Origin of the sequence: Streptomyces nanhaiensis (assembly GCF_046614825.1) — a bacterium.
Taxonomy (GTDB): Bacteria; Actinomycetota; Actinomycetes; order Streptomycetales; family Streptomycetaceae; genus Streptomyces; species Streptomyces radiopugnans.
In genome coordinates this window covers 1-20690 of the sequence record NZ_JBKJFM010000115.1, presented here as the reverse complement: position 1 = coordinate 20690, position 20690 = coordinate 1, and the positions used below count along the sequence as shown (strand labels likewise).

Sequence of the window (20690 nt, the reverse complement as noted above, 5' to 3'; positions counted from 1 at the left end):
GCGGATCCCGCCCCGCCGGCACCAGGCCCCGCACCCGCTCAACCACCTGCCGCAGATGCTCCGGCGTCGTCCCGCAACACCCCCCCACCAACGACAACCCGTACTCGCGGACAAACCCCTCCTGCGCGTCCGCCAGGCCCTCGGGGCCGAGCGGGAAGTGGGCGCCGTCCGCGGTCAGGATGGGCAGGCCCGCGTTCGGCATGCACAGCAGCGGGATGCGGGCGTGGCGGGCCAGATACCGCAGATGCTCGCTCATCTCCGCCGGACCGGTCGAGCAGTTCAGGCCGATCATGTCGATGCCCAGCGGCTCCAGCGCACACAGCGCCGCCCCGATCTCACTGCCCAGCAGCATCGTGCCGGTCGTCTCGAACGCCAGTGAGCACAGCAGCGGCACTTCGACGCCGATCGTTTCCATCGCCCGCCGCGCCCCCAGCACCGCCGCCTTGGTCTGCAGCAGATCCTGGGTGGTCTCCACCAGCAGCGCGTCCGCCCCACCCGCCAGCAGCCCCTCGGCATTGGCCTGATAGCCGTCGCGGATGGTGGTGTAGTCGATGTGGCCGAGGGTGGGCAGCTTGGTGCCCGGCCCCATCGACCCCAGCACCCACCGCTGCCGCCCGTCCCTCCCGGTGAACGCGTCCGCCGCCTCCCGCGCGATCCGCGCCCCGGCCTCGGACAGCTCCCCCACCCGGCCGGCGATGTCGTACTCCGCCAGCGCCGCGAAGTTCGCCCCGAAGGTGTTGGTCTCCACACAGTCCACCCCCACCGCGAAGTACGCCTCGTGCACCGAGCGCACGATGTCCGGCCGGGTGACGTTGAGGACCTCGTTGCAGCCCTCCAGCTGCTGGAAGTCCTCCAGCGACGGATCGGCCGCCTGCAGCATCGTGCCCATCGCCCCGTCCGCCACCACCACCCGCGACGCCAACGCCTCACGCAGCAGCTGGGACCTCGGTCCGGCCGCGGTCACGGCAGCTCCCTCAGGTGCGGGACGACCTGGGCCGCTGCCGTTGTTCCGTAGGAGGTGCGCATCCTGGAGAGGATGGACTCGCGGTAGAGCCGGTACTCCTGCGTACCGATGTAGTCGAGGGCGGTCGCGGCGACGGTGCAGCCGAACTGCGCCGCGACCCGGCCCGGCAGGTTCCAGGACATGCCCGCGACGAATCCCGCCCGGAAGGCGTCACCGACACCTGTCGGATCGACGACGCCCTCGACCGGCACCGCCGGGATCTCGATGTCGGGCCGGCCCTTCCGCCGGAGGCGGACGCCCGCGTCGCCCAGTGTCGTGATCCAGCACCCGACGCGGTCGAGGATCTGGGGTGTGCTCCAGCCGGAGCGCTCCTGGAGCAGCGCCGCCTCGTACTCGTTGCCGAACAGCCAGCGTGCGCCTTCGAGGAGTCGCCGGACCTCGTCCCGCTCGAGTCTGGCCAACTGCTGGGAGGGGTCGGCCGCGAAGGGGACGTTCAGGGCCCGGCAGGTGTCGGTGTGCCGGATCATCGCCTCGGGGTCGTCGGGTGAGATCACGACGAGGTCGAGGCGGCCCACCCGGGCGATCACCCGGCGCAGGTCGATGGTGCGGGCCTCCGCCATGGCACCGGCGTAGAAGGTGGCGATCTGGTTCTGCACCCGGTCGGTCGTGCAGACGAACCGGGCCGTGTGCAGGCTCTCGCTGATGTGCACCGAGTCGGTGTCGATTCCGTGTTCCTTGAGATGGAGGCGGTACGGCTCGAAGTCGCCGCCTGCCGCGCCGACGAGCACGGGGCGCAGGCCCAGCAGCCCCAGTCCGTAGCAGATGTTCGCGGCCACTCCCCCGCGGCGGACTTCGAGCCGGTCGGCCAGGAAGGACAGCGATACCCGGTCCAGCCGTTCGGCCAGGAGTTGGTCGGTGAAGACCCCGGGGAAGGTGAGCAGGTGGTCGGTGGCGATCGAACCGGTTACAGCTGTTCGCACGGCGCTGTCCCCCTTTTCCGTCGGTTCCGTCAGTTCCGGCAGCCGGCCGCGGCGCGCAGCGGCCGGGCCCGGTCGGTGCGCTCCCAGGTGAAGTCGGGCAGCTCGCGGCCGAAGTGGCCGTAGGCGGCCGTCTGGGCGTAGATCGGGCGCAGCAGGTCCAGGTCGCGGATGATCGCGGCCGGGCGCAGGTCGAAGACCTCGGAGATGGCCTGCTCGATCCGCTCGGGCTCCACCGTGGCCGTGCCGAAGGTCTCCACGAACAGGCCCACCGGCTCGGCCTTGCCGATGGCGTAGGCCACCTGCACCTCGCAGCGGGCCGCCAGCCCGGCGGCCACCACGTTCTTGGCCACCCAGCGCATCGCGTAGGCGGCCGAGCGGTCCACCTTGGAGGGGTCCTTGCCGGAGAACGCGCCGCCGCCGTGGCGGGCCATGCCGCCGTAGGTGTCGATGATGATCTTCCGGCCGGTCAGGCCCGCGTCGCCCATCGGGCCGCCGATCTCGAACCGGCCGGTGGGGTTGACCAGCAGCCGGTACCCGTCGGTGTCCAGCTTGATCCCGTCCTCGACCAGCCCCGCCAGCACGTGCTCGACGACGAACTCGCGGATGTCCGGGGCCAGCAGCGAGTCCAGGTCGATGTCGGAGGCGTGCTGGGAGGAGACCACCACGGTGTCCAGCCGCACCGCCTTGTCGCCGTCGTACTCGATGGTCACCTGCGTCTTGCCGTCCGGGCGCAGGTAGGGGATCGTGCCGTTCTTGCGGACCTCGCTCAGCCGCCGCGACAGGCGGTGGGCCAGGTGGATCGGCAGCGGCATCAGCTCGGGCGTCTCGTCGCAGGCGTAGCCGAACATCAGGCCCTGGTCGCCGGCGCCCTGCCGGTCCAGCTCGTCCTCATCGCCCTCCACCCGGGTCTCGTAGGCGGCATCCACGCCCTGGGCGATGTCGGGGGACTGCGCCCCGATGGAGACCGACACCCCGCACGAGGCGCCGTCGAAGCCCTTCTTGGAGGAGTCGTAGCCGATGGCCAGGACCTTGTTGCGCACCAGGGTGGGGATGTCGGCGTAGGCGGCGGTGGTGACCTCGCCGGCCACGTGCACCAGACCGGTGGTGATCAGCGTCTCCACCGCGACCCGGGAGGTGGGGTCCTGCTCCAGCAGGGCGTCGAGGATGGTGTCGCTGATCTGGTCGGCGATCTTGTCGGGGTGGCCCTCGGTCACGGACTCCGAGGTGAACAGGCGGCGGGACACATCGCTCCCTGGGTTTGCAGCGGCTGCTGGCTGACTTGGTGTGCGGATCCGGTCGTCGGGCTGGCCCGAGCGCGGTCCGCCGTCAGTTTATCCGCAGCTCATCGCGGATCCGCCAGGACGTCTCGCACTCCGACACACGTCCAACGTGCCACAGGGTTCCCGCGGAGGGGAGGGGCCGCGCCCGGAAGAGGCCCTCCGCCCTGGTGGCGCGGTGGTGCGGCCCTCCCGCAGCGGAGGTCACCCGGCGTTCAGCATGTGGACGACCGCGTCCCACACCGTGTCGGCGAGTGCCTCCTTGGGGCCGTGCGGCACGTGTGTCTCGCTGCCGTCCGCGCCCAGGACGACGGCCTCGTTCTCCTCCGCGCCGAAGGTCTTGTCCTCCCCCACCTCGTTGACGACCAGCAGATCGCACCCCTTGCGGGCGAGCTTGGCCCGGCCGTTGGCCAGGACGTCGTCGGTCTCGGCCGCGAAGCCGACGACCACCTGTCCGGGGCGGGGGCGGGCGGCCGAGAGCTCGGCGAGGACGTCGGGGTTGCGGACCAGGTCGACCGGCTCCGGCTCCCGCCCCTCCCGCTTCTTGATCTTCCCCTGGGCGTAGCGGGCGGGCCGGAAGTCGGCCACGGCCGCGGCCATGACCACCGCGTCCGCGTCCTCGGCGGCCTTCAGCACCGCCTCCCGCAGCTGTACGGCGGTGCCCACCGGCACCACGTCCGCGCCGGCCGGGTCGGGCAGGGCGGTGTTGGCGGCCACCAGGGTCACCCGCGCGCCGCGTGCCACCGCGGTGCGGGCCAGGGCGTACCCCTGCCGGCCCGAGGAGCGGTTGCCCAGGAAGCGGACCGGGTCCAGCGGCTCGCGGGTGCCGCCCGCGCTGATCACGACGTGCCGTCCGGCCAGGTCGCGCCCGGCCGCGGCGCCGCGGGCCAGGACCCGGCGGCAGACCTCGAAGATCTCGCCGGGGTCGGGCAGGCGGCCCTTGCCGGTGTCCTTTCCGGTCAGCCGTCCGACGGCGGGCTCGATGACGACCGCGCCGCGGCGGCGCAGGGTGGCCACGTTCTCGGCGGTGGCGGGGTGCTCCCACATCTCGGTGTGCATGGCGGGCGCGAAGACCACCGGGCAGCGGGCGGTGAGCAGGGTGTTGGTCAGCAGGTCGTCGGCGAGGCCGTGAGCGGCCCGGGCGAGGGTGTCGGCGGTGGCGGGCGCGACGACGACCAGGTCGGCCTCCTGCCCGATGCGCACGTGCGGGACCTCGTGGACGTCCTCCCACACCCCCGTGGTCACGGGGTTGCCCGACAGCGCCGCCCAGGTGGGCTCGCCGACGAACCTCAGCGCCGACCCGGTCGGCACCACCCGCACGTCGTGGCCGGACTCCGTCAGCCTCCGCAGCAGTTCGCACGCCTTGTAGGCGGCGATGCCGCCGCTGACCCCCAGGACCACCCTGGGCTTGCCTGACCTGTCCATCCCTCGCCTCTCCCCGGCTCGGCGGCCCGCCGGCCGCTCCGCTCACTCCCGGCTCACTGTCCGGCTCGCTGTCGCGCGCCGTCGGCGGGCGCGTCGGGGACGCTTCCGCCGGTACCCATGACACACCACGGGCCCGGCAGTCGCGCTGCCGGGCCCGTGGCGGTGGTGATGGTGCCGTCGTGCGGCCGGCCGGCCGCCGTGGGCGGCCGGGGCCTCACTGCGCCGGGTTGTCGACGGCCTCGGAGGTCAGCAGGCCCGCGTTGATCTCGCGGAGCGCGATCGACAGCGGCTTCTCGTGGACGTGGGTGTCCACCAGCGGGCCGACGTACTCCAGCAGGCCCTCGCCGAGCTGCGAGTAGTAGGCGTTGATCTGGCGCGCGCGCTTGGCGGCGTAGATCACCAGGCTGTACTTCGAGTCGGTGGCTTCGAGCAGCTCATCGATCGGCGGGTTGATGATGCCCTCGGGCGTGTTGATGGAAGAGGACACGCTCTACCTTCCGCTGCGGTGGATAAGACGGGCAGTGATCCGGCCGGGCCCCGGTGCGGGAAGCCTCCTGCCGGTGTCCCGGGATCCGGCGGCTGTCCTGCCCGGCCCCCCGGTGACGACTCCGGCGACGATCACGAAACCTTCATCAAGGCTAGCAGCTCGCGGCTGACGTCCTCGACGGAGGTGTTGACCAGGGTCACGTCGAACTCCGACTCGGCGGCCAGTTCGACCCTGGCCGCGGCCAGCCGCCGCTCGATGACCTCGGGGGACTCGGTGCCGCGGCCGGTGAGGCGGCGGACCAGCTCGTCCCAGCTGGGCGGGGCCAGGAAGACGAGCTGCGCCTCGGGCATCGACTCGCGGACCAGCCGCGCGCCCTGGAGGTCGATCTCCAGGAGCACCGGTTCACCCGCCTCCAGCCGCTCCAGGACGGCCCGCCTCGGAGTGCCGTAGCGGTTGCCCGCGAACTCGGCCCACTCCAGCAGCTCGCCGTTGGCGACCAGCTTGTCGAACTCCTCGTCGTCCACGAAGAAGTACTGGACACCGTGCTGCTCGCCCGGGCGCGGCCTGCGGGTGGTGGCGGACACCGAGAGCCAGATCTCCGGATGGACCTTGCGCAGATGGGCGACGACCGTGCTCTTGCCGACCCCGGAGGGGCCGGAGAGCACGGTCAGTCGCGGACGTTCACTCATACGGCGATTATCCCGGTTTCCAGGGGGACCTGGAAACGTCAGGCGGAACCGCCGCCGAACTCGCGCTCCAGGGAGGCGATCTGGTTGGATCCCAGGCCGCGCACCCGGCGGCTCTCGGAGATGCCGAGCCGTTCCATGATCTGGCGGGCACGGACCTTGCCGACGCCGGGCAGGGACTCCAGGAGGGCGGAGACCTTCATCTTGCCGATGACGTCGTTCTCCTGGCCCTGCTTGATGACCTCGTGGAGCGAGGCGCCGGAGTGCTTCAGTCGGTTCTTGACCTCGGCGCGCTCCCGGCGAGCCGCGGCGGCCTTCTCGAGCGCGGCTGCGCGCTGTTCAGGGGTAAGGGGCGGAAGAGCCACGCCTACGTCACCTCGGATGTCGAACTGGTCGGATATTGGTCGGTGAGGAACCTAGTGGCCCCGCACCTGCGGAGCAACGAGCAACACGTCCCCCGGCGCCCTCCGGACCTGCGAGGACCCCGGAATTCGCGGTGCTCTCGTCGGAGACTAGCGGCCGATCGCGCCTGAGTCAGCGAGAACAGGGGAAAAGTCCAGGTCAGACTTAAGTCGACCTGGGCATTTCCGGACAAAAGGTTGCAGCCGAGGGGCTGATTCCGCGGGGTTCCCCGGTTTTTCCGGACCCTCCGGTTCTGCCCGGGCCCCTCAGCCCAGGACCTCCCGCAGGCCGTCGGCCTCCCTCGCCGCGGCCTCCCGCAGGGCCTCCGGCGAGGGCCCGCGGCCCAGGACGCCCCGGCTGATGCTCGGCACCACGTTGCGCACCGCGCCGCCGAAGACCCTCGGCAGGTCGGCCGCCGTGGCGCCCTGGGCCCCGAGCCCCGGCGCCAGCAGCGGGCCGTTGACCGCCAGGTCCGCGCCGGTCTCCCCCAGCGTCGCGCCGACCACCGCGCCGACCGGGCCGAGTGGATCGGCCCCGGCGTTCTCGCGTGCGATGTGGTCCAGCACCGTCTGGGCGACCGACGCCCCGCCCTCGGCGGTGGCGCGCTGCACCTCGGCGCCCTCCGGGTTGGAGGTCAGGGCGAGGACGAAGACGCCCGAGCCCGCCGCCCGCGCCGCGTCCAGGGCGGGGCGCAGCGAGCCGAAGCCCAGATAGGGGCTGACGGTGACGGCGTCGGAGAACAGCGGGCTGCCCGGGTCCAGGTAGGCGGCGGCGTAGGCGGCCATCGTGGAGCCGATGTCGCCGCGCTTGGCGTCGGTGAGCACCAGGGCGCCGGCCGAGCGGGCGTCGGCGATCGCCCTCTCCAGCACGGCGATCCCGCGCGAGCCGAAGCGCTCGAAGAACGCGGACTGCGGCTTGAGGACGGCGACCCGGTCGGCGAGGGCGTCCACCACCGTGCGCGTGAACCGCTCCAGGCCCGCCACGTCGTCGTCCAGACCCCAGGCGGTGAGCAGCGAGGCGTGCGGGTCGATGCCGACGCACAGCGGGCCGCGGTCGTCCAGGGCGCGGCGCAGCCGGGCGCCGAAGGGCTCGGGGGCGTGCGGGGCGTGCGGCGTCCGGGGGGTCTCCGGGGCGGTCATCGGGAGGTCACCTTCCGGGTGTCGGCGCCGACGGCCTCGGCGAGGGTGGCGTACGGGCTCGCGGCCAGGCGCGCGGCCAGGCCCCGGTGGACTCGGCGGCACCACAGCGGCCCCTCGTAGACGAAGGCGCTGTAGCCCTGGACGAGGGTGGCTCCGGCCAGGATGCGCTCCCAGACGTCGTCGGCGGTGCGCACCCCGCCGACGCCGACGAGCGTGACGCGGTCGCCGACGCGCGCGTACAGACGGCGCAGTACGGCCAGGGAGCGGTCCTTCAGCGGCTCGCCGGACAGTCCGCCCGCGCCGATGGCCTCGATCTCGGCTCGGCCTGCGGCCAGGCCCAGGCCGTCGCGGGCGATGGTGGTGTTGGTGGCGATGATGCCGTCCAGGCCCAGCTCCACGGCGAGGTCGGCGACCGCGTCGACGTCCTCGTCCGCCAGGTCGGGGGCGATCTTGACCAGCAGGGGGACGCGGCGGCCGGGCACCGCGTCGTCGGCGGCGGAGCGGACCGCCGCCAGCAGCGGGCGCAGGTGCTCGGTCGCCTGGAGGTTCCGCAGGCCGGGGGTGTTGGGCGAGGAGACGTTGACGACGAGGTAGTCGGCGTACGGGGCCAGCCGGGAGGCGGAGAGCGCGTAGTCGCCGGCGGCCTCTCCCTCAGGGGTGACCTTGGTCTTGCCGATGTTGACGCCGACGGTGGCGGGGAAGACGGCCCGGCGCCCGGCCAGGCGGGCGGCCACGGCGGCGGAGCCGTCGTTGTTGAAGCCCATGCGGTTGACCAGGGCCCGGTCGGCGACCAGGCGGAACAGCCGCGGCGCGGGGTTGCCGGGCTGGGGGTGGGCGGTGACGGTGCCGATCTCGACGTGGTCGAAGCCGAGCATGGTGAGCCCGTCGACGCCGACCGCGTTCTTGTCGAAGCCGGCGGCGAGCCCGAAGGGGCCGCGCATCCGCAGGCCGAAGGCCTCGGTGGCCAGGGCGCGGGCCTGCGCCCGGCCCGGGGCCGCGAAGGCCGCGACGAGGGCGCGCAGGCCGGGGACGCGGGCGGCCAGCCGGATCAGGGCGAACGCCAGGTGGTGCGCCCGCTCGGGGTCCAGGCGCTTGAGGATCAGGCGGAACAGCAGAGGGTACATACGGGTCTTCCGTGCGGCGGGGCGGTACGGGATCCGGTGGCGGGGCGCTCTCGCGGTGAGGGGGACGCCGCTGCCGGCGTCCCCCTCACCCCTGGTCACTTCCTGCGGGCGGCGGTCAGGTGTTCCGCGTGTTCCTGGAGGGAGCGGACCCCGACCTCCCCGCGCGAGGTGGCCTCGATGCCCTGTACGGCGGCGGCCAGCGCCTGGACCGTGGTCAGGCAGGGCACGGAGCGTGCGACCGCGGCGGTGCGGATGTCGTAGCCGTCCAGGCGGCTCCCGGTGCCGTAGGGGGTGTTGACGATGAGGTCCACCTCGCCGTCGTGGATGAGCTGGACGATGGTCCTCTCCCCGCCCGGCCCCTCGCCCTCGCTGTGCTTGCGCACCACGGTGGCGTCGATGCCGTTGCGGCGCAGCACCTCGGCGGTGCCGGAGGTGGCCAGCAGCTCGAAGCCCATGGCGACCAGCTCGCGGGCCGGGAAGATCATCGAGCGCTTGTCGCGGTTGGCCACCGAGACGAAGGCCCGGCCCTTGGTGGGCAGCGCGCCGTACGCGCCCGCCTGCGACTTGGCGTAGGCGGTGCCGAAGACCGAGTCGATGCCCATGACCTCGCCGGTGGAGCGCATCTCCGGGCCGAGCACGGTGTCCACGCCGCGGCCCTGGACGTCGCGGAAGCGGCTCCAGGGCAGCACGGCCTCCTTCACCGAGATCGGCGCGTCCAGCGGCAGGGTGCCGCCGTCGCCGCTCGCCGGCAGCAGGCCCTCGGCCCGCAGCTCGGCGATGGTCGCGCCCAGCGAGATCCGGGCGGCGGCCTTGGCCAGGGGCACGGCGGTGGCCTTGGAGGTGAAGGGGACGGTGCGCGAGGCGCGCGGGTTGGCCTCCAGCACGTAGAGGATGTCCCCGGCCAGCGCGAACTGGATGTTGATCAGCCCGCGCACCCCGACCCCGCGCGCGATGGCCTCGGTGGAGGCCCGCAGCCGCTTGACGTCGTGACCGCCCAGGGTGATCGGCGGCAGGGCGCAGGCGGAGTCGCCGGAGTGGATGCCGGCCTCCTCGATGTGCTCCATCACGCCGCCGAGGTAGAGCTCGGTGCCGTCGTAGAGCGCGTCGACGTCGATCTCGATGGCGTCGTCGAGGAAGCGGTCGATCAGCACCGGGTGCTCGGAGATCAGGCCCGCGTGGCGGGTGAGGTAGTCACCCAGCGAGGCCTCGTCGTAGACGATCTCCATGCCGCGCCCGCCCAGCACGTAGGAGGGCCGGACCATGACCGGGTAGCCGATCCCGGCGGCGATCTCCTTGGCCTCGGCGAAGGAGAAGGCGGTGCCGTACTTGGGCGCGGGCAGCCCGGCCTCGAGCAGCACCCGGCCGAAGGAGCCGCGGTCCTCGGCGAGGTGGATGGCCTCCGGGGAGGTGCCCACGATCGGCACGCCGTTGTCCTTGAGCGCCTGGGCCAGACCCAGCGGGGTCTGGCCGCCGAGCTGGACGATGACGCCCGCGACGGGGCCGGCCTGCCGCTCGGCGTGGACGATCTCCAGGACGTCCTCCAGGGTGAGCGGCTCGAAGTACAGCCGGTCGGAGGTGTCGTAGTCGGTGGAGACCGTCTCGGGGTTGCAGTTGACCATCACGGTCTCGAAGCCCGCGTCGCGCAGCGCGAAGGAGGCGTGGACGCAGGAGTAGTCGAACTCGATGCCCTGGCCGATGCGGTTGGGGCCCGAGCCGAGGATGATCACCGCGGGCCTCTCGCGCGGGGCGACCTCGCTCTCCTCGTCGTAGGAGGAGTAGAAGTACGGGGTCTTCGCGGCGAACTCGGCGGCGCAGGTGTCGACCGTCTTGTAGACCGGGCGCACCCCCAGGGTGTGGCGGACCTCGCGCACGACGTCCTCGCGCAGGCCCCGGATCGCGGCGATCTGGGCGTCGGAGAAGCCGTACCGCTTGGCCTCGGCCAGCAGTCCGGGGTCGAGGCGGCCGGCCTCGGCCAGTTCGTCGGCGATCTCCTTGACCAGGAAGAGCTGGTCCACGAACCAGGGGTCGATCCTCGTGGCCTCGAAGACCTCCTCGGGACTCGCGCCGGCCCGGATGGCGGCCATGACGGTGTTGATCCGGCCGTCGGTGGGGCGCCGGGCGGCGGCCAGCAGCTCGTCCTTGTCCCCGAGGTTCTCCACCGGGGTGGCGAAGTCGAACTGGCTGCCCTTCTTCTCCAGCGAGCGCAGCGCCTTGTTCAGCGCCTCGGGGAAGTTGCGGCCGATGGCCATCGCCTCGCCCACCGACTTCATGGTGGTGGTGAGGGTGGAGTCGGCGGCCGGGAACTTCTCGAAGGCGAAGCGCGGGACCTTGACCACCACGTAGTCGAGCGTGGGCTCGAAGGAGGCCGGCGTCTGCTCGGTGATGTCGTTGGGGATCTCGTCGAGGGTGTAGCCCACGGCCAGCTTGGCGGCGATCTTGGCGATCGGGAAGCCGGTGGCCTTGGATGCCAGCGCCGAGGAGCGCGAGACGCGCGGGTTCATCTCGATGACGATGACCCGGCCGTCGGCGGGGTTGACGGCGAACTGGATGTTGCAGCCGCCGGTGTCGACGCCGACCTCGCGGATGACGGCGATGCCGATGTCGCGCAGGACCTGGTACTCGCGGTCGGTGAGCGTCATCGCCGGGGCGACGGTGATGGAGTCGCCGGTGTGCACGCCCATCGGGTCGAAGTTCTCGATGGAGCAGACGACCACCACGTTGTCGTTGCGGTCGCGCATCAGCTCCAGCTCGTACTCCTTCCAGCCGAGGATGGACTCCTCCAGGAGCACCTCGGTGGTCGGGGAGAGCGTGAGCCCCTGGCCGGCGATGCGGCGCAGCTCCTCCTCGTCGTGGGCGAAGCCGGAGCCGGCGCCGCCCATGGTGAAGGAGGGCCGCACGACGACCGGGTAGCCGCCGAGCTCCTCGACGCCGGCCAGGACCTCCTCCATGGAGTGGCAGATGACCGAGCGGGCGGACTCGCCGTGCCCGATCCGCTCCCGGACAGCCTCCACGACCTCCTTGAACTGGTCGCGGTCCTCGCCCTTGCGGATCGCCTCGACGTTGGCGCCGATCAGCTCCACCCCGTACTTGTCCAGGGTGCCCGCCTCGTGCAGGGAGATGGCGGTGTTGAGCGCGGTCTGGCCGCCCAGGGTGGGCAGCAGCGCGTCGGGGCGCTCCTTGGCGATGATCTTCTCGACGAACTCCGGGGTGATCGGCTCGACGTAGGTGGCGTCGGCGATCTCCGGGTCGGTCATGATCGTGGCCGGGTTGGAGTTGACCAGGACGACCCGCAGGCCCTCGGTTTTGAGGACGCGGCACGCCTGGGTGCCGGAGTAGTCGAACTCGGCGGCCTGTCCGATGACGATCGGGCCGGAGCCGATGACCAGGACGCAACGGATGTCGGTGCGCTTAGGCACGCTGGCCCTCCATCAGGGAGACGAAGCGGTCGAAGAGGTACGCGGCGTCGTGCGGGCCGGCCGCCGCCTCGGGGTGGTACTGGACGCTGAACGCGGGACGGTCCAGCAGGCGCAGGCCCTCCACCACGCCGTCGTTGAGGCAGACGTGGGAGACCTCGGCGCGCCCGTAGGGGGTGTCGCTGGGCGCGTCGAGGGGGGCGTCCACGGCGAAGCCGTGGTTGTGCGCGGTGACCTCGACCTTGCCGGTGAGGCGGTCCTGCACGGGCTGGTTGATGCCGCGGTGGCCGTACTTGAGCTTGTAGGTGCCGAAGCCGAGGGCGCGGCCGAGGATCTGGTTGCCGAAGCAGATGCCGAACAGCGGGGTGGAGCGCTCCAGCACGCCCCGCATGAGGGCCACCGGGTGGTCGGCGGTGGCGGGGTCGCCGGGGCCGTTGGAGAAGAACACCCCGTCCGGCTCCACCGCGTAGACCTCCTCGATCGTGGCCGTGGCGGGCAGCACGTGGACCTCGATGCCGCGCTCGGCCATCCGGTGCGGGGTCATGCCCTTGATGCCCAGGTCGACGGCCGCGACCGTGAAGCGCCTGGTCCCGATCGCCGGGACGGTGTACGCCTCGGTGGTGGCGACCTCGGCGGCCAGGTCGGCGCCGGTCATCTCGGGGGCGGCCTTGACCTTGGCCAGCATGGCCGCCTCGTCGGTGACCGCCTCGCCGGAGAAGATGCCGACCCGCATCGCGCCGCGCTCGCGCAGATGGCGGGTGAGCGCCCGGGTGTCGACGCCGCTGATGCCGACGACGCCCTGGGCGGTCAGCTCCTCGTCCAGGGTGCGCACCGAGCGCCAGTTGGAGGGCACGCGGGCGGGGTCGCGCACCACGTAGCCGGCCACCCAGATCCGCCTGGACTCCGGGTCCTCGTCGTTGACGCCGGTGTTGCCGATGTGCGGGGCGGTCATGACGACCACCTGCCGGTGGTAGGAGGGGTCGGTCAGGGTCTCCTGGTAGCCGGTCATGCCGGTGGAGAACACGGCCTCGCCGAGGGTCTCGCCCACGGCCCCGTAGGCGCGGCCGCGGAAGGTGCGGCCGTCCTCCAGGACGAGTACGGCGGGCACCCTGGAGGCTTTGCGGGCGGAGGTCGTCATCGTGCGCCTTCCTCGTGGTGCTTGGTGGCGGCAGCTTCGGTGGTGCCGTGGGGTTCGTCCGCGGTGCCGGACGCGGTGCCGGACGCGGTGCCGGTGGACATCGCGCGGAGCGCGTCCAGCCAGGCGGCGTGCTCGGCGGCGCGGTCGGAGCGGAAGCCGGAGTCCAGCAGGCGGTCGCCGTGCTCCCAGGTGATCACCAGCAGGCCGTCCTCGGTGAGGACCTTGCCGGCGATGCCCTTGTCGAGCCGCGCGCCGCGCAGCCGGCCGGCCGGGATGAAGAAGTCGTTCGCCCCGGGCCGCACGACGCCCACCCCGTGCTCGGTGAGGGTGAGCTCGACGCGGCTGCGGGCGCCCAGGCCGTGGGCGACGATCCGGTCCAGCCACTGCCCGGCCGTGGTGGAGCCGTGGTAGCGGCCGGTCATGGTCAGCCTCGGCTCACCGGGGCCGGCGGGTGCCTGGGGCAGTTCGGGGAGGTCGGACTGGAGCACCGAGCGCCACTTCCAGCCCTCCCTCATCAGCCAGTACACCAGGGCGACGACCAGCAGCAGGCCGATCACCCAGGCGATCCGGGGCGCCCAGTCCGTGACCTGCTGCGACTGGGGCGCCGCGGCGTAGCGGACGGCGGTTGGTACCGGTGAGAGGTTCATACGAGCTTTCCGTCCATGACTGTCGCCCTGCCCCGCAGGAACGTGTGCGTGACGCGGCCCGGCAGCTCGCGTCCCTGGTAGGGGGTGTTGCGGCTGCGGGAGGCGAAACGTGCGGAATCCACCGCTCCACGGTAGGCCGGATCGACCAGGGTGAGGTTGGCGGGCTCACCAGCCGAGACGGGCCGTCCGTGGCCGGCCAGGCGTCCGATGGCCGCGGGGCGGAAGGACATGCGGTCGGCGACGCCCGCCCAGTCCAGCAGCCCGGTCTCCACCATCGTGTGCTGGACGACGGACAGCGCGGTCTCCAGGCCGACCATGCCCATGGCGGCCGCGCCCCACTCGCAGTCCTTGTCCTCGTGGGGGTGGGGGGCGTGGTCGGTGGCGACGCAGTCGATGGTGCCGTCGGCCAGCGCCTCGCGCAGGGCGGTGACGTCGGCCTCGGTGCGCAGCGGCGGGTTGACCTTGTAGACCGGGTCGTAGGAGCGCACCAGCTCGTCGGTGAGCAGCAGGTGGTGCGGGGTGACCTCGGCGGTGACGTTCCAGCCCTTGGACTTGGCCCAGCGCACGATCTCCACCGATCCGGCGGTGGACAGGTGGCAGATGTGCACCCGGGAGCCGACGTGCGCGGCCAGCAGCACGTCGCGGGCGATGATCGACTCCTCGGCGACGGCCGGCCAGCCGCCCAGGCCCAGCTCGGCGGAGACGGCGCCCTCGTTCATCTGGGCGCCCTCGGTCAGCCGGGGCTCCTGGGCGTGCTGGGCGATGACGCCGTCGAAGGCTTTGACGTACTCCAGCGCCCGGCGCATGATCACCGCGTCGTCCACGCACTTGCCGTCGTCGGAGAAGACCCGCACCGAGGCGGCCGACTCGTGCATCGCCCCCAGCTCGGCTAGCTGCTTGCCCTCCAGGCCGACGGTGACGGCGCCGACCGGCTGCACGTCGCAGTAGCCGGACTCCCGTCCCAGCCGCCAGACCTGCTCGACGACGCCGGCGGTGTCGGCGACGGGGAAGGTGTTGGCCATGGCGTGCACGGCGGTGTAACCGCCGGAGGCCGCGGCCCGGGTGCCGGTCAGCACGGTCTCGGAGTCCTCGCGGCCCGGCTCGCGCAGGTGCGTGTGCAGGTCCACCAGGCCCGGCAGCAGGATCTGCCCCTCGGCCTCGACCACGCGGGCGCCGTCGGCGTCCAGGCCGGTGCCGACGGCCGCCACGGTCCCGCCGTCGATCAGGACGTCCAGCGCCTCGCCGCCCAGCACCTTCGCGCCGCGGATCAGGGTCTTGCTCATGGGTGTCACTTCTCCTCGGTACGGGCGGTGGTGCCGGTGGTGTTGGCGTGTTCGGAGCCGCCGAGCAGCAGGTACAGGACGGCCATGCGGATCGAGACGCCGTTGGCGACCTGCTCGGTGACGGTGCAGCGGCCGGAGTCGGCGACCTCGGCGGTGATCTCCATGCCCCGGACCATGGGTCCGGGGTGCATCACGACGGCGTGCTCGGGCATCCGGTCCATGCGCTGGGTGTCCAGGCCGTAGCGGCGGGAGTACTCGCGCTCGGTGGGGAAGAAGGCGGCGTTCATCCGCTCGCGCTGGACGCGCAGCATCATCACGGCGTCGGACTTCGGCAGCACGGCGTCCAGGTCGTAGGAGACCTCGCAGGGCCAGCCCTCGACGCCGACCGGCAGCAGGGTGGGCGGGGCCACCAGGGTGACCTGGGCGCCCAGGGTGTTCAGCAGGTCCACGTTGGAGCGCGCGACGCGGCTGTGCAGGATGTCGCCGACGATGGTGACCCGCCGGCCTGCGAGGTCCCGGCCGATCCCGGCGTCCGGGCCGATCAGGCGGCGGCGCATGGTGAACGCGTCGAGCAGCGCCTGGGTGGGGTGCTGGTGGGTGCCGTCCCCGGCGTTGACGACGGCGGCGTCGATCCAGCCGGAGGTGGCCAGGCGGTAGGGGGCCCCGGAGGCGCCGTGCCGGATGACGACGGCGTCCACGCCCATCGCCTCCAGGGTCTGGGCGGTGTCCTTGAGGGACTCGCCCTTGGAGACCGAGGATCCCTTGGCCGCGAAGTTGATGACGTCGGCGGACAGCCGCTTCTCGGCGGCCTCGAAGGAGATGCGGGTGCGGGTGGAGTCCTCGAAGAAGAGGTTGACGATCGTGCGGCCGCGCAGCGCGGGCAGCTTCTTGATCGGGCGGTCGGCCAGGCGCGCCATCTCCTCGGCGGTGTCGAGGATGCGCACGGCGTCGTCGAGGGTGAGGTCGGCGGCCGAGATCAGGTGACCGGAAGTCCGGGGGTTGCCCCCGGGGAAGAGCGGCATCTGGATGTGCTCCGGTGTGTGGAGGTTTCAAGGCATGCGGGCGCGCGGGCACGGCCGCGTGGGGCCGCTGGGGCCCGGGAGGGCGGGAGCGGCGGAGGGGCGCGAGGGGTACGGGGAGCGGGAGCGCTACCGCTCGCCGGACCGGGCGGCCTCTCGCACGCCCAGGAGCACGCCGTCGCGGCCGTCCTCCTCGGTGAGCTGGACCTTGACCGTCTCCCGCAGCGACGTGGGGAGGTTCTTGCCGACGTAGTCGGCGCGGATCGGCAGTTCGCGGTGGCCGCGGTCGACCAGGACCGCGAGCTGCACCGCGCGGGGGCGGCCGATGTCGCCGAGCGCGTCGAGCGCGGCCCGGATGGTGCGGCCGGAGAAGAGCACGTCGTCGACCAGGACGACCAGGCGTCCGTCGACGCCCTCGGCCGGGATCTCGGTGCGGGCCAGGGCGCGGGCGGGGCGCATCCGCAGGTCGTCGCGGTACATGGTGATGTCGAGCGAGCCGGCCGGCAGCGGGCGGCCGGTGATCTCCTCCAGCTTGGCTCCCAGCCGCCTGGCCAGGTGCGCGCCGCGGGTGGGGATGCCCAGGAGCACCACGTCGTCGGCGCCCTTGGCGCGTTCGACGATCTCGTGGGCGATGCGGGTGAGGACCCGCGCGATGTCCGGTGCCTCCAGCACGGGGCGGACCGGGCCGGGACCGTTGCCGTCCAGTTCTCCCATGGATGTGTCCACGGTAAACGGACCTCCTTCCCCGCCTCACGGGACGGGTCTTAAAGGACGTCGGATGGTGCGCCGTCAACGGTACCAGCCCGCCCGCACGGGCTGTCCGGGGCCTCCGCTCCGGGCGCCCGCCGGGGCCGTTCCGCACCGGGGCGCGCGGGCCGCGCCTGCCGCGCACCCCCCGGTATGGACCGGCCCGGCTTGACGCCGTACATTACGCTGCGTAACATCACAGTGAGTTACGAAGACGTCCTCCGGGGAGCCATATGTCCAGCGAATACGCCAAACAGCTCGGAGCCAAGCTCCGCGCCATCCGCACCCAGCAGGGGCTCTCCCTCCACGGTGTCGAGGAGAAGTCCCAGGGCCGCTGGAAGGCGGTCGTGGTCGGCTCGTACGAGCGCGGCGACCGCGCCGTGACCGTGCAGCGGCTGGCCGAGCTGGCGGACTTCTACGGCGTCCCGGTGCAGGAGCTGCTGCCGGGCAGCACGCCGGGCGGAGCCGCCGAGCCGCCGCCGAAGCTCGTCCTGGACCTGGAGCGGCTGGCCCACGTGCCCTCCGAGAAGGCGGGCCCGCTGCAGCGGTACGCCGCGACGATCCAGAGCCAGCGCGGCGACTACAACGGCAAGGTGCTGTCGATCCGCCAGGACGACCTGCGCACCCTCGCCGTCATCTACGACCAGTCGCCCTCGGTGCTGACCGAGCAGCTCATCAGCTGGGGTGTGCTGGACGCCGACGCCCGTCGCGCGGTCCAGCACGAGGAGGCCTGAGGCCTCCCCCGCGGCGCGGCCGCCACCGGGCGGGGCCCTCGCGAGAGGGTTCCGCTCACGGTGGCGGTCGCGCTCCGCGCCGGTCCCCGGGGGATTCACGACAGCGAGGGGCCCGGGACACCCGTCGGGTGTCCCGGGCCCCTCGCCACTTCCTCGGTGCGGCCCCGGCCAGGCGGCTCAGACGCGCTTCAGCGTCGGCTTGAGCTCCTTCAGACGGCCCAGCAGGCCGTTGACGAAGGTCGGGGATTCGTCGGTGGAGAACTCCTTGGCGAGCTGCACCGCCTCGTCGATCACCACCGCGTCGGGTACGGCGTCCTCCCAGATCAGTTCGTACGCGCCGAGCCGCAGGAGGTTGCGGTCCACCGCCGGCATCCGGTCCAGCGTCCAGCCGACGGCGTAGGTGGCGATCAGCTCGTCGATCCGGTCCGCGTGCTCCGCGTACCCCTCGACGAGTTGCATCGTGTACTCGCCGACCGGCGGCTGCCGCTCGTCGGTCCGCGCGTGCCGGATCCAGTCCGCCAGCACGGCCGTCACGGCGCTGCCGCGCTGGTCGGCCTCGAACAGGATCTGGAAGGCCCGTTTACGTGCCTTGCTGCGGGCTGCCACGGTTAGCTGTTCACCCGGCCGAGGTACTCGCCGGAGCGGGTGTCGACCTTGATCTTCTCACCGGTGGTGATGAAGAGGGGCACGCCGATCTCGTAGCCGGTCTCCAGCCGGGCGGGCTTGGTTCCGCCGGTGGAGCGGTCGCCCTGGACGCCCGGCTCGGTGTACTCGACGACCAGCTCGACGGCGGCGGGCAGTTCGATGAACAGCGGGTTGCCCTCGTACACGGCGACCGTGCACTCCTGGCCCTCCAGCAGGTAGTTGGCGGCGTCGCCGACGACCTCGGGGGTGATGGGCATCTGGTCGTAGGTCTGGGTGTCCATGAAGACGAAGTCGGCGCCGTCCTTGTAGGAGAACTGCATGCCGCGCCGGTCAACGGTGGCCGTCTCGACCTTGGTGCCGGCGTTGAAGGTCTTGTCGACCACCTTGCCGGAGAGCACGTTCTTGAGCTTGGTGCGGACGAAGGCGCCGCCCTTGCCGGGCTTGACGTGCTGGAACTCGACAACGGACCAGAGCTGGCCCCCTTCGAGCTTGAGCACCATGCCGTTCTTGAGGTCGTTCGTGGTGGCCACGGTCGCGGAATCTCCTGAGACTGCTGCTGCGGAAGACCGAAGGACCACGCCCCCGTGTCACAGGGCGAGCAGTTCCTTGGTCGTGATGGTGAGTAGCTCCGGTCCGCCGTCCGCCTGCGGGCGGACGACGAGCGTGTCGTCGATCCGGACGCCGCCCCGTCCCGGGAGGTGGACCCCCGGTTCGACGGTGACCGGCACACAAGCGTCCAGTTTACCCATGGCCGCCGGCGACAACCGAGGGTCCTCGCCGATTTCCAGCCCCACACCGTGTCCGGTGCCCGGTTCCAGGAGGTCGCCGTACCCGGCCGCCTCCAGCGGATGGCGGGCGGCCCTGTCCACCTCACGGTACTCCGTCCCCGGCAGCAGCGCCTCACGCCCTGCGCGCTGGGCCGCGAAGACCAGCTCGTACAGCTCGATCTGCCAGTCGGCGGGGGCTGGGCCGATCACGAAGGTGCGGCCGATCTGGCAGCGGTAGCCGCGGTAGCGGGCGCCCAGCCGCACGCTCAGGAAGTCGCCCTCCTCCACCCGCCGGTCCCCGGGCCGGTGACCGGGCAGACCGGAGTTGCGGCCGGTGCCGACGCAGGTGGGGAAGGCGGGGCCGTCGGCGCCGTGGTCCATCAGGCGCCGTTCCAGCTCCAGCGCCAGATGGCGTTCGGTGCGGCCCACCAGGATGGACTCCAGCAGCTCGCCGAGCGCGTGGTCGGTGATCTCCGCGGCGACGCGCAGGGCGGCGAGCTCCTCCTCGTCCTTGACCAGGCGCTGCTGCTCCACGGCGCGGCCCAGGTCGGTCAGGCGCAGCCGGGGCGCGGCCGCGGCCAGGGCCCGGTGCCGGGCCACGGTGAGGTCGTGCTCCTCCACCGCCAGCACTGCCGTGCCCGGCCCGGCCGCGGCCGCCGCCAGCCCGGCGGCCGCGACGGCCGGGTCGGGCACGTCCCCGGGCAGGACGGTGCAGCGCAGGTCGCCGGTGGTGCGCGGCGGCTCGGTGCGTCCGTCGGTGGTGGGCGCGGCCGGGCTCAGCAGGGTGTCGCGGCCGTCCGCCCCGAGCAGCAGGACCGCTCCGGGCACGGACCAGCCGGTCAGATAGCGGACGTTGACGGACCGGGAGACCAGCGCGGCCTCACCGCCCTCCGCCGTCCAGCGGTCGCGCAGTCGGCTGCGGCGGGCCACGTACACCTCGGACATGCCCCTGAGCGTACGCAGGGTGACGCACGGCGGCGTCCCGACACGTCCGGACGGCGGCACCCGCCGCCCGCCGCACGCGCTACCAGCTCGGCGGGCTGGTGAGCGCGCGGGCCACGGCCTCGTCCAGCAGCCGTGCGGTGGTGGCCACGTCCTGCCGGGAGTTGTCGATGATCGGCAGCCCGGAACCGTACCAGCCGGCCATCCGCCCGTGGATGCGGGCGACCTCCTCGTCCGACAGCCGCCGGTTGCCGCTGCGCTCGGCGTTGCGCTCCAGGACGACCTCCAGCCCGGGCAGCAGCACCACCGGGATCAGGCCGGGGCCGACGTGGCGCTTCCAGCCGCCGAGGCCGACGACGGGCCGGTCGGGGAAGACGGCGTCGTCCAGGATGCAGGAGATGCCGTTGGCCAGGAAGTTGCGGGCCGCGAAGCCGCAGGTGCGGCGGGCGAGGCGGTACTGCGCCTCGGAGTGCTCGTTCCAGCCGGACTGGGGGTCGGCGAAACCGGAGCGCACCCATTCGCGGACGTCGTCGAGGCTGATGTGCGCGGTGGGCACCCGGCGGGTGTCCGCCCAGTACCGGGCGACGGTGGTCTTGCCGGCGCCGGCCGGGCCGATCAGCAGGACGGCGACGGCGGCGGTGTGCGCGGCCTCCACCGTGACGGGGCCGGCGGCCGGATCGGCCGTGCCCGATATCTGCACCGGCGCGCCGGGCGGCAGCCGGAGGTGGCCGGTGGCGTCCGGGGCCCGCGGCAGACCGTGGCCGAGCAGGACGCCGAGTACGGGCCGCGCCTGCACGACCGCGACCCCGACCTGTGCTGCGCGCTGCGCAAGGTCAGGCCGCTGGAGGAGGGCCTGCGCGGGTACGACGCC

Annotated in this window: 20 protein-coding genes; 1 reads left to right on the top strand and 19 read right to left on the bottom strand. The window is 72.7% G+C overall.

Annotated elements, in window-relative coordinates; translation table 11 throughout:
- The 15 genes from ACLIYP_RS22025 to pyrR form a co-directional block, all read right to left on the bottom strand.
- A partial coding sequence (locus ACLIYP_RS22025) for a homocysteine S-methyltransferase family protein (RefSeq protein ID WP_412714846.1) occupies positions 1–889 on the bottom strand: 889 nt, incomplete at its 3' end.
- Between the two features lie 71 nt (positions 890–960).
- A complete protein-coding gene (locus ACLIYP_RS22020) occupies positions 961–1944 on the bottom strand; it encodes a carbohydrate kinase family protein (protein WP_412714844.1) in 984 nt (327 codons plus the stop codon).
- Between the two features lie 29 nt (positions 1945–1973).
- A complete protein-coding gene (metK, locus tag ACLIYP_RS22015) occupies positions 1974–3188 on the bottom strand; it encodes a methionine adenosyltransferase (RefSeq protein ID WP_412714843.1) in 1215 nt (404 codons plus the stop codon).
- 237 nt (positions 3189–3425) lie between these two features.
- Positions 3426–4646 carry a bifunctional phosphopantothenoylcysteine decarboxylase/phosphopantothenate--cysteine ligase CoaBC gene (coaBC, locus tag ACLIYP_RS22010; protein WP_412714842.1) on the bottom strand — a complete coding sequence of 407 codons (1221 nt, stop codon included), beginning with the start codon at positions 4644–4646 and terminating at the stop codon, positions 3426–3428.
- Between the two features lie 214 nt (positions 4647–4860).
- Positions 4861–5133: a DNA-directed RNA polymerase subunit omega gene (gene rpoZ / locus ACLIYP_RS22005; protein ID WP_093656669.1), complete on the bottom strand. Its 273-nt coding sequence runs from the start codon at positions 5131–5133 to the stop codon at positions 4861–4863.
- 131 nt (positions 5134–5264) lie between these two features.
- On the bottom strand, positions 5265–5822 hold the full coding sequence (gmk, locus tag ACLIYP_RS22000; protein ID WP_394637229.1) for a guanylate kinase: 558 nt from the start codon (positions 5820–5822) through the stop codon (positions 5265–5267).
- A gap of 38 nt (positions 5823–5860) precedes the next feature.
- On the bottom strand, positions 5861–6184 hold the full coding sequence (locus ACLIYP_RS21995; RefSeq protein ID WP_093656674.1) for an integration host factor: 324 nt from the start codon (positions 6182–6184) through the stop codon (positions 5861–5863).
- A 303-nt stretch (positions 6185–6487) separates the two neighbouring features.
- Complete coding sequence (pyrF, locus tag ACLIYP_RS21990; RefSeq protein ID WP_412714841.1) at positions 6488–7360, bottom strand: orotidine-5'-phosphate decarboxylase; 873 nt, start codon at positions 7358–7360, stop codon at positions 6488–6490.
- The gene (locus tag ACLIYP_RS21985) at positions 7357–8484 is read right to left on the bottom strand and encodes a quinone-dependent dihydroorotate dehydrogenase (protein ID WP_412714840.1); all 1128 of its coding nucleotides are present in this window, start codon (positions 8482–8484) and stop codon (positions 7357–7359) included. The genes pyrF and ACLIYP_RS21985 overlap by 4 nt, the downstream gene beginning before the upstream one ends.
- A 95-nt stretch (positions 8485–8579) precedes the next feature.
- Positions 8580–11900, bottom strand: coding sequence for a carbamoyl-phosphate synthase large subunit (gene carB, locus ACLIYP_RS21980; protein ID WP_412714839.1), 3321 nt, complete (start codon positions 11898–11900; stop codon positions 8580–8582).
- Positions 11893–13035 (bottom strand): glutamine-hydrolyzing carbamoyl-phosphate synthase small subunit, encoded by a 1143-nt coding sequence (gene carA / locus ACLIYP_RS21975; RefSeq protein WP_412714838.1) that lies wholly within the window; start codon positions 13033–13035, stop codon positions 11893–11895. The genes carB and carA overlap by 8 nt, the downstream gene beginning before the upstream one ends.
- Positions 13032–13682 carry a PH-like domain-containing protein gene (locus ACLIYP_RS21970; RefSeq protein WP_412714837.1) on the bottom strand — a complete coding sequence of 217 codons (651 nt, stop codon included), beginning with the start codon at positions 13680–13682 and terminating at the stop codon, positions 13032–13034. The genes carA and ACLIYP_RS21970 overlap by 4 nt, the downstream gene beginning before the upstream one ends.
- Positions 13679–14965, bottom strand: a complete 1287-nt coding sequence (locus ACLIYP_RS21965; RefSeq protein ID WP_412714836.1) for a dihydroorotase — start codon at positions 14963–14965, stop codon at positions 13679–13681. The genes ACLIYP_RS21970 and ACLIYP_RS21965 overlap by 4 nt, the downstream gene beginning before the upstream one ends.
- 5 nt (positions 14966–14970) lie before the next feature.
- Positions 14971–15987 (bottom strand): aspartate carbamoyltransferase catalytic subunit, encoded by a 1017-nt coding sequence (locus tag ACLIYP_RS21960; RefSeq protein ID WP_412714835.1) that lies wholly within the window; start codon positions 15985–15987, stop codon positions 14971–14973.
- Positions 15988–16113: 126 nt separating this feature from the next.
- A complete protein-coding gene (pyrR, locus tag ACLIYP_RS21955; RefSeq protein WP_412714845.1) occupies positions 16114–16698 on the bottom strand; it encodes a bifunctional pyr operon transcriptional regulator/uracil phosphoribosyltransferase PyrR in 585 nt (194 codons plus the stop codon).
- Between the two features lie 266 nt (positions 16699–16964).
- Between pyrR and bldD the strand changes: the two genes are divergently transcribed.
- Complete coding sequence (gene bldD, locus ACLIYP_RS21950) at positions 16965–17465, top strand: transcriptional regulator BldD (protein ID WP_093662576.1); 501 nt, start codon at positions 16965–16967, stop codon at positions 17463–17465.
- A gap of 177 nt (positions 17466–17642) precedes the next feature.
- Here bldD and nusB read toward each other — a convergent pair whose 3' ends face one another.
- From nusB to ACLIYP_RS21930, 4 genes are all read right to left on the bottom strand, one after another.
- The gene (gene nusB, locus ACLIYP_RS21945) at positions 17643–18071 is read right to left on the bottom strand and encodes a transcription antitermination factor NusB (protein WP_412714834.1); all 429 of its coding nucleotides are present in this window, start codon (positions 18069–18071) and stop codon (positions 17643–17645) included.
- Positions 18072–18073: 2 nt separating this feature from the next.
- Positions 18074–18640: an elongation factor P gene (efp, locus tag ACLIYP_RS21940; RefSeq protein ID WP_093662572.1), complete on the bottom strand. Its 567-nt coding sequence runs from the start codon at positions 18638–18640 to the stop codon at positions 18074–18076.
- A gap of 57 nt (positions 18641–18697) precedes the next feature.
- Entirely contained in the window at positions 18698–19822 is a 1125-nt protein-coding gene (locus ACLIYP_RS21935; RefSeq protein WP_412714833.1) for a M24 family metallopeptidase, read from the bottom strand.
- Positions 19823–19901: 79 nt separating this feature from the next.
- A partial coding sequence (locus ACLIYP_RS21930) for an AAA family ATPase (RefSeq protein WP_412714832.1) occupies positions 19902–20690 on the bottom strand: 789 nt, incomplete at its 5' end.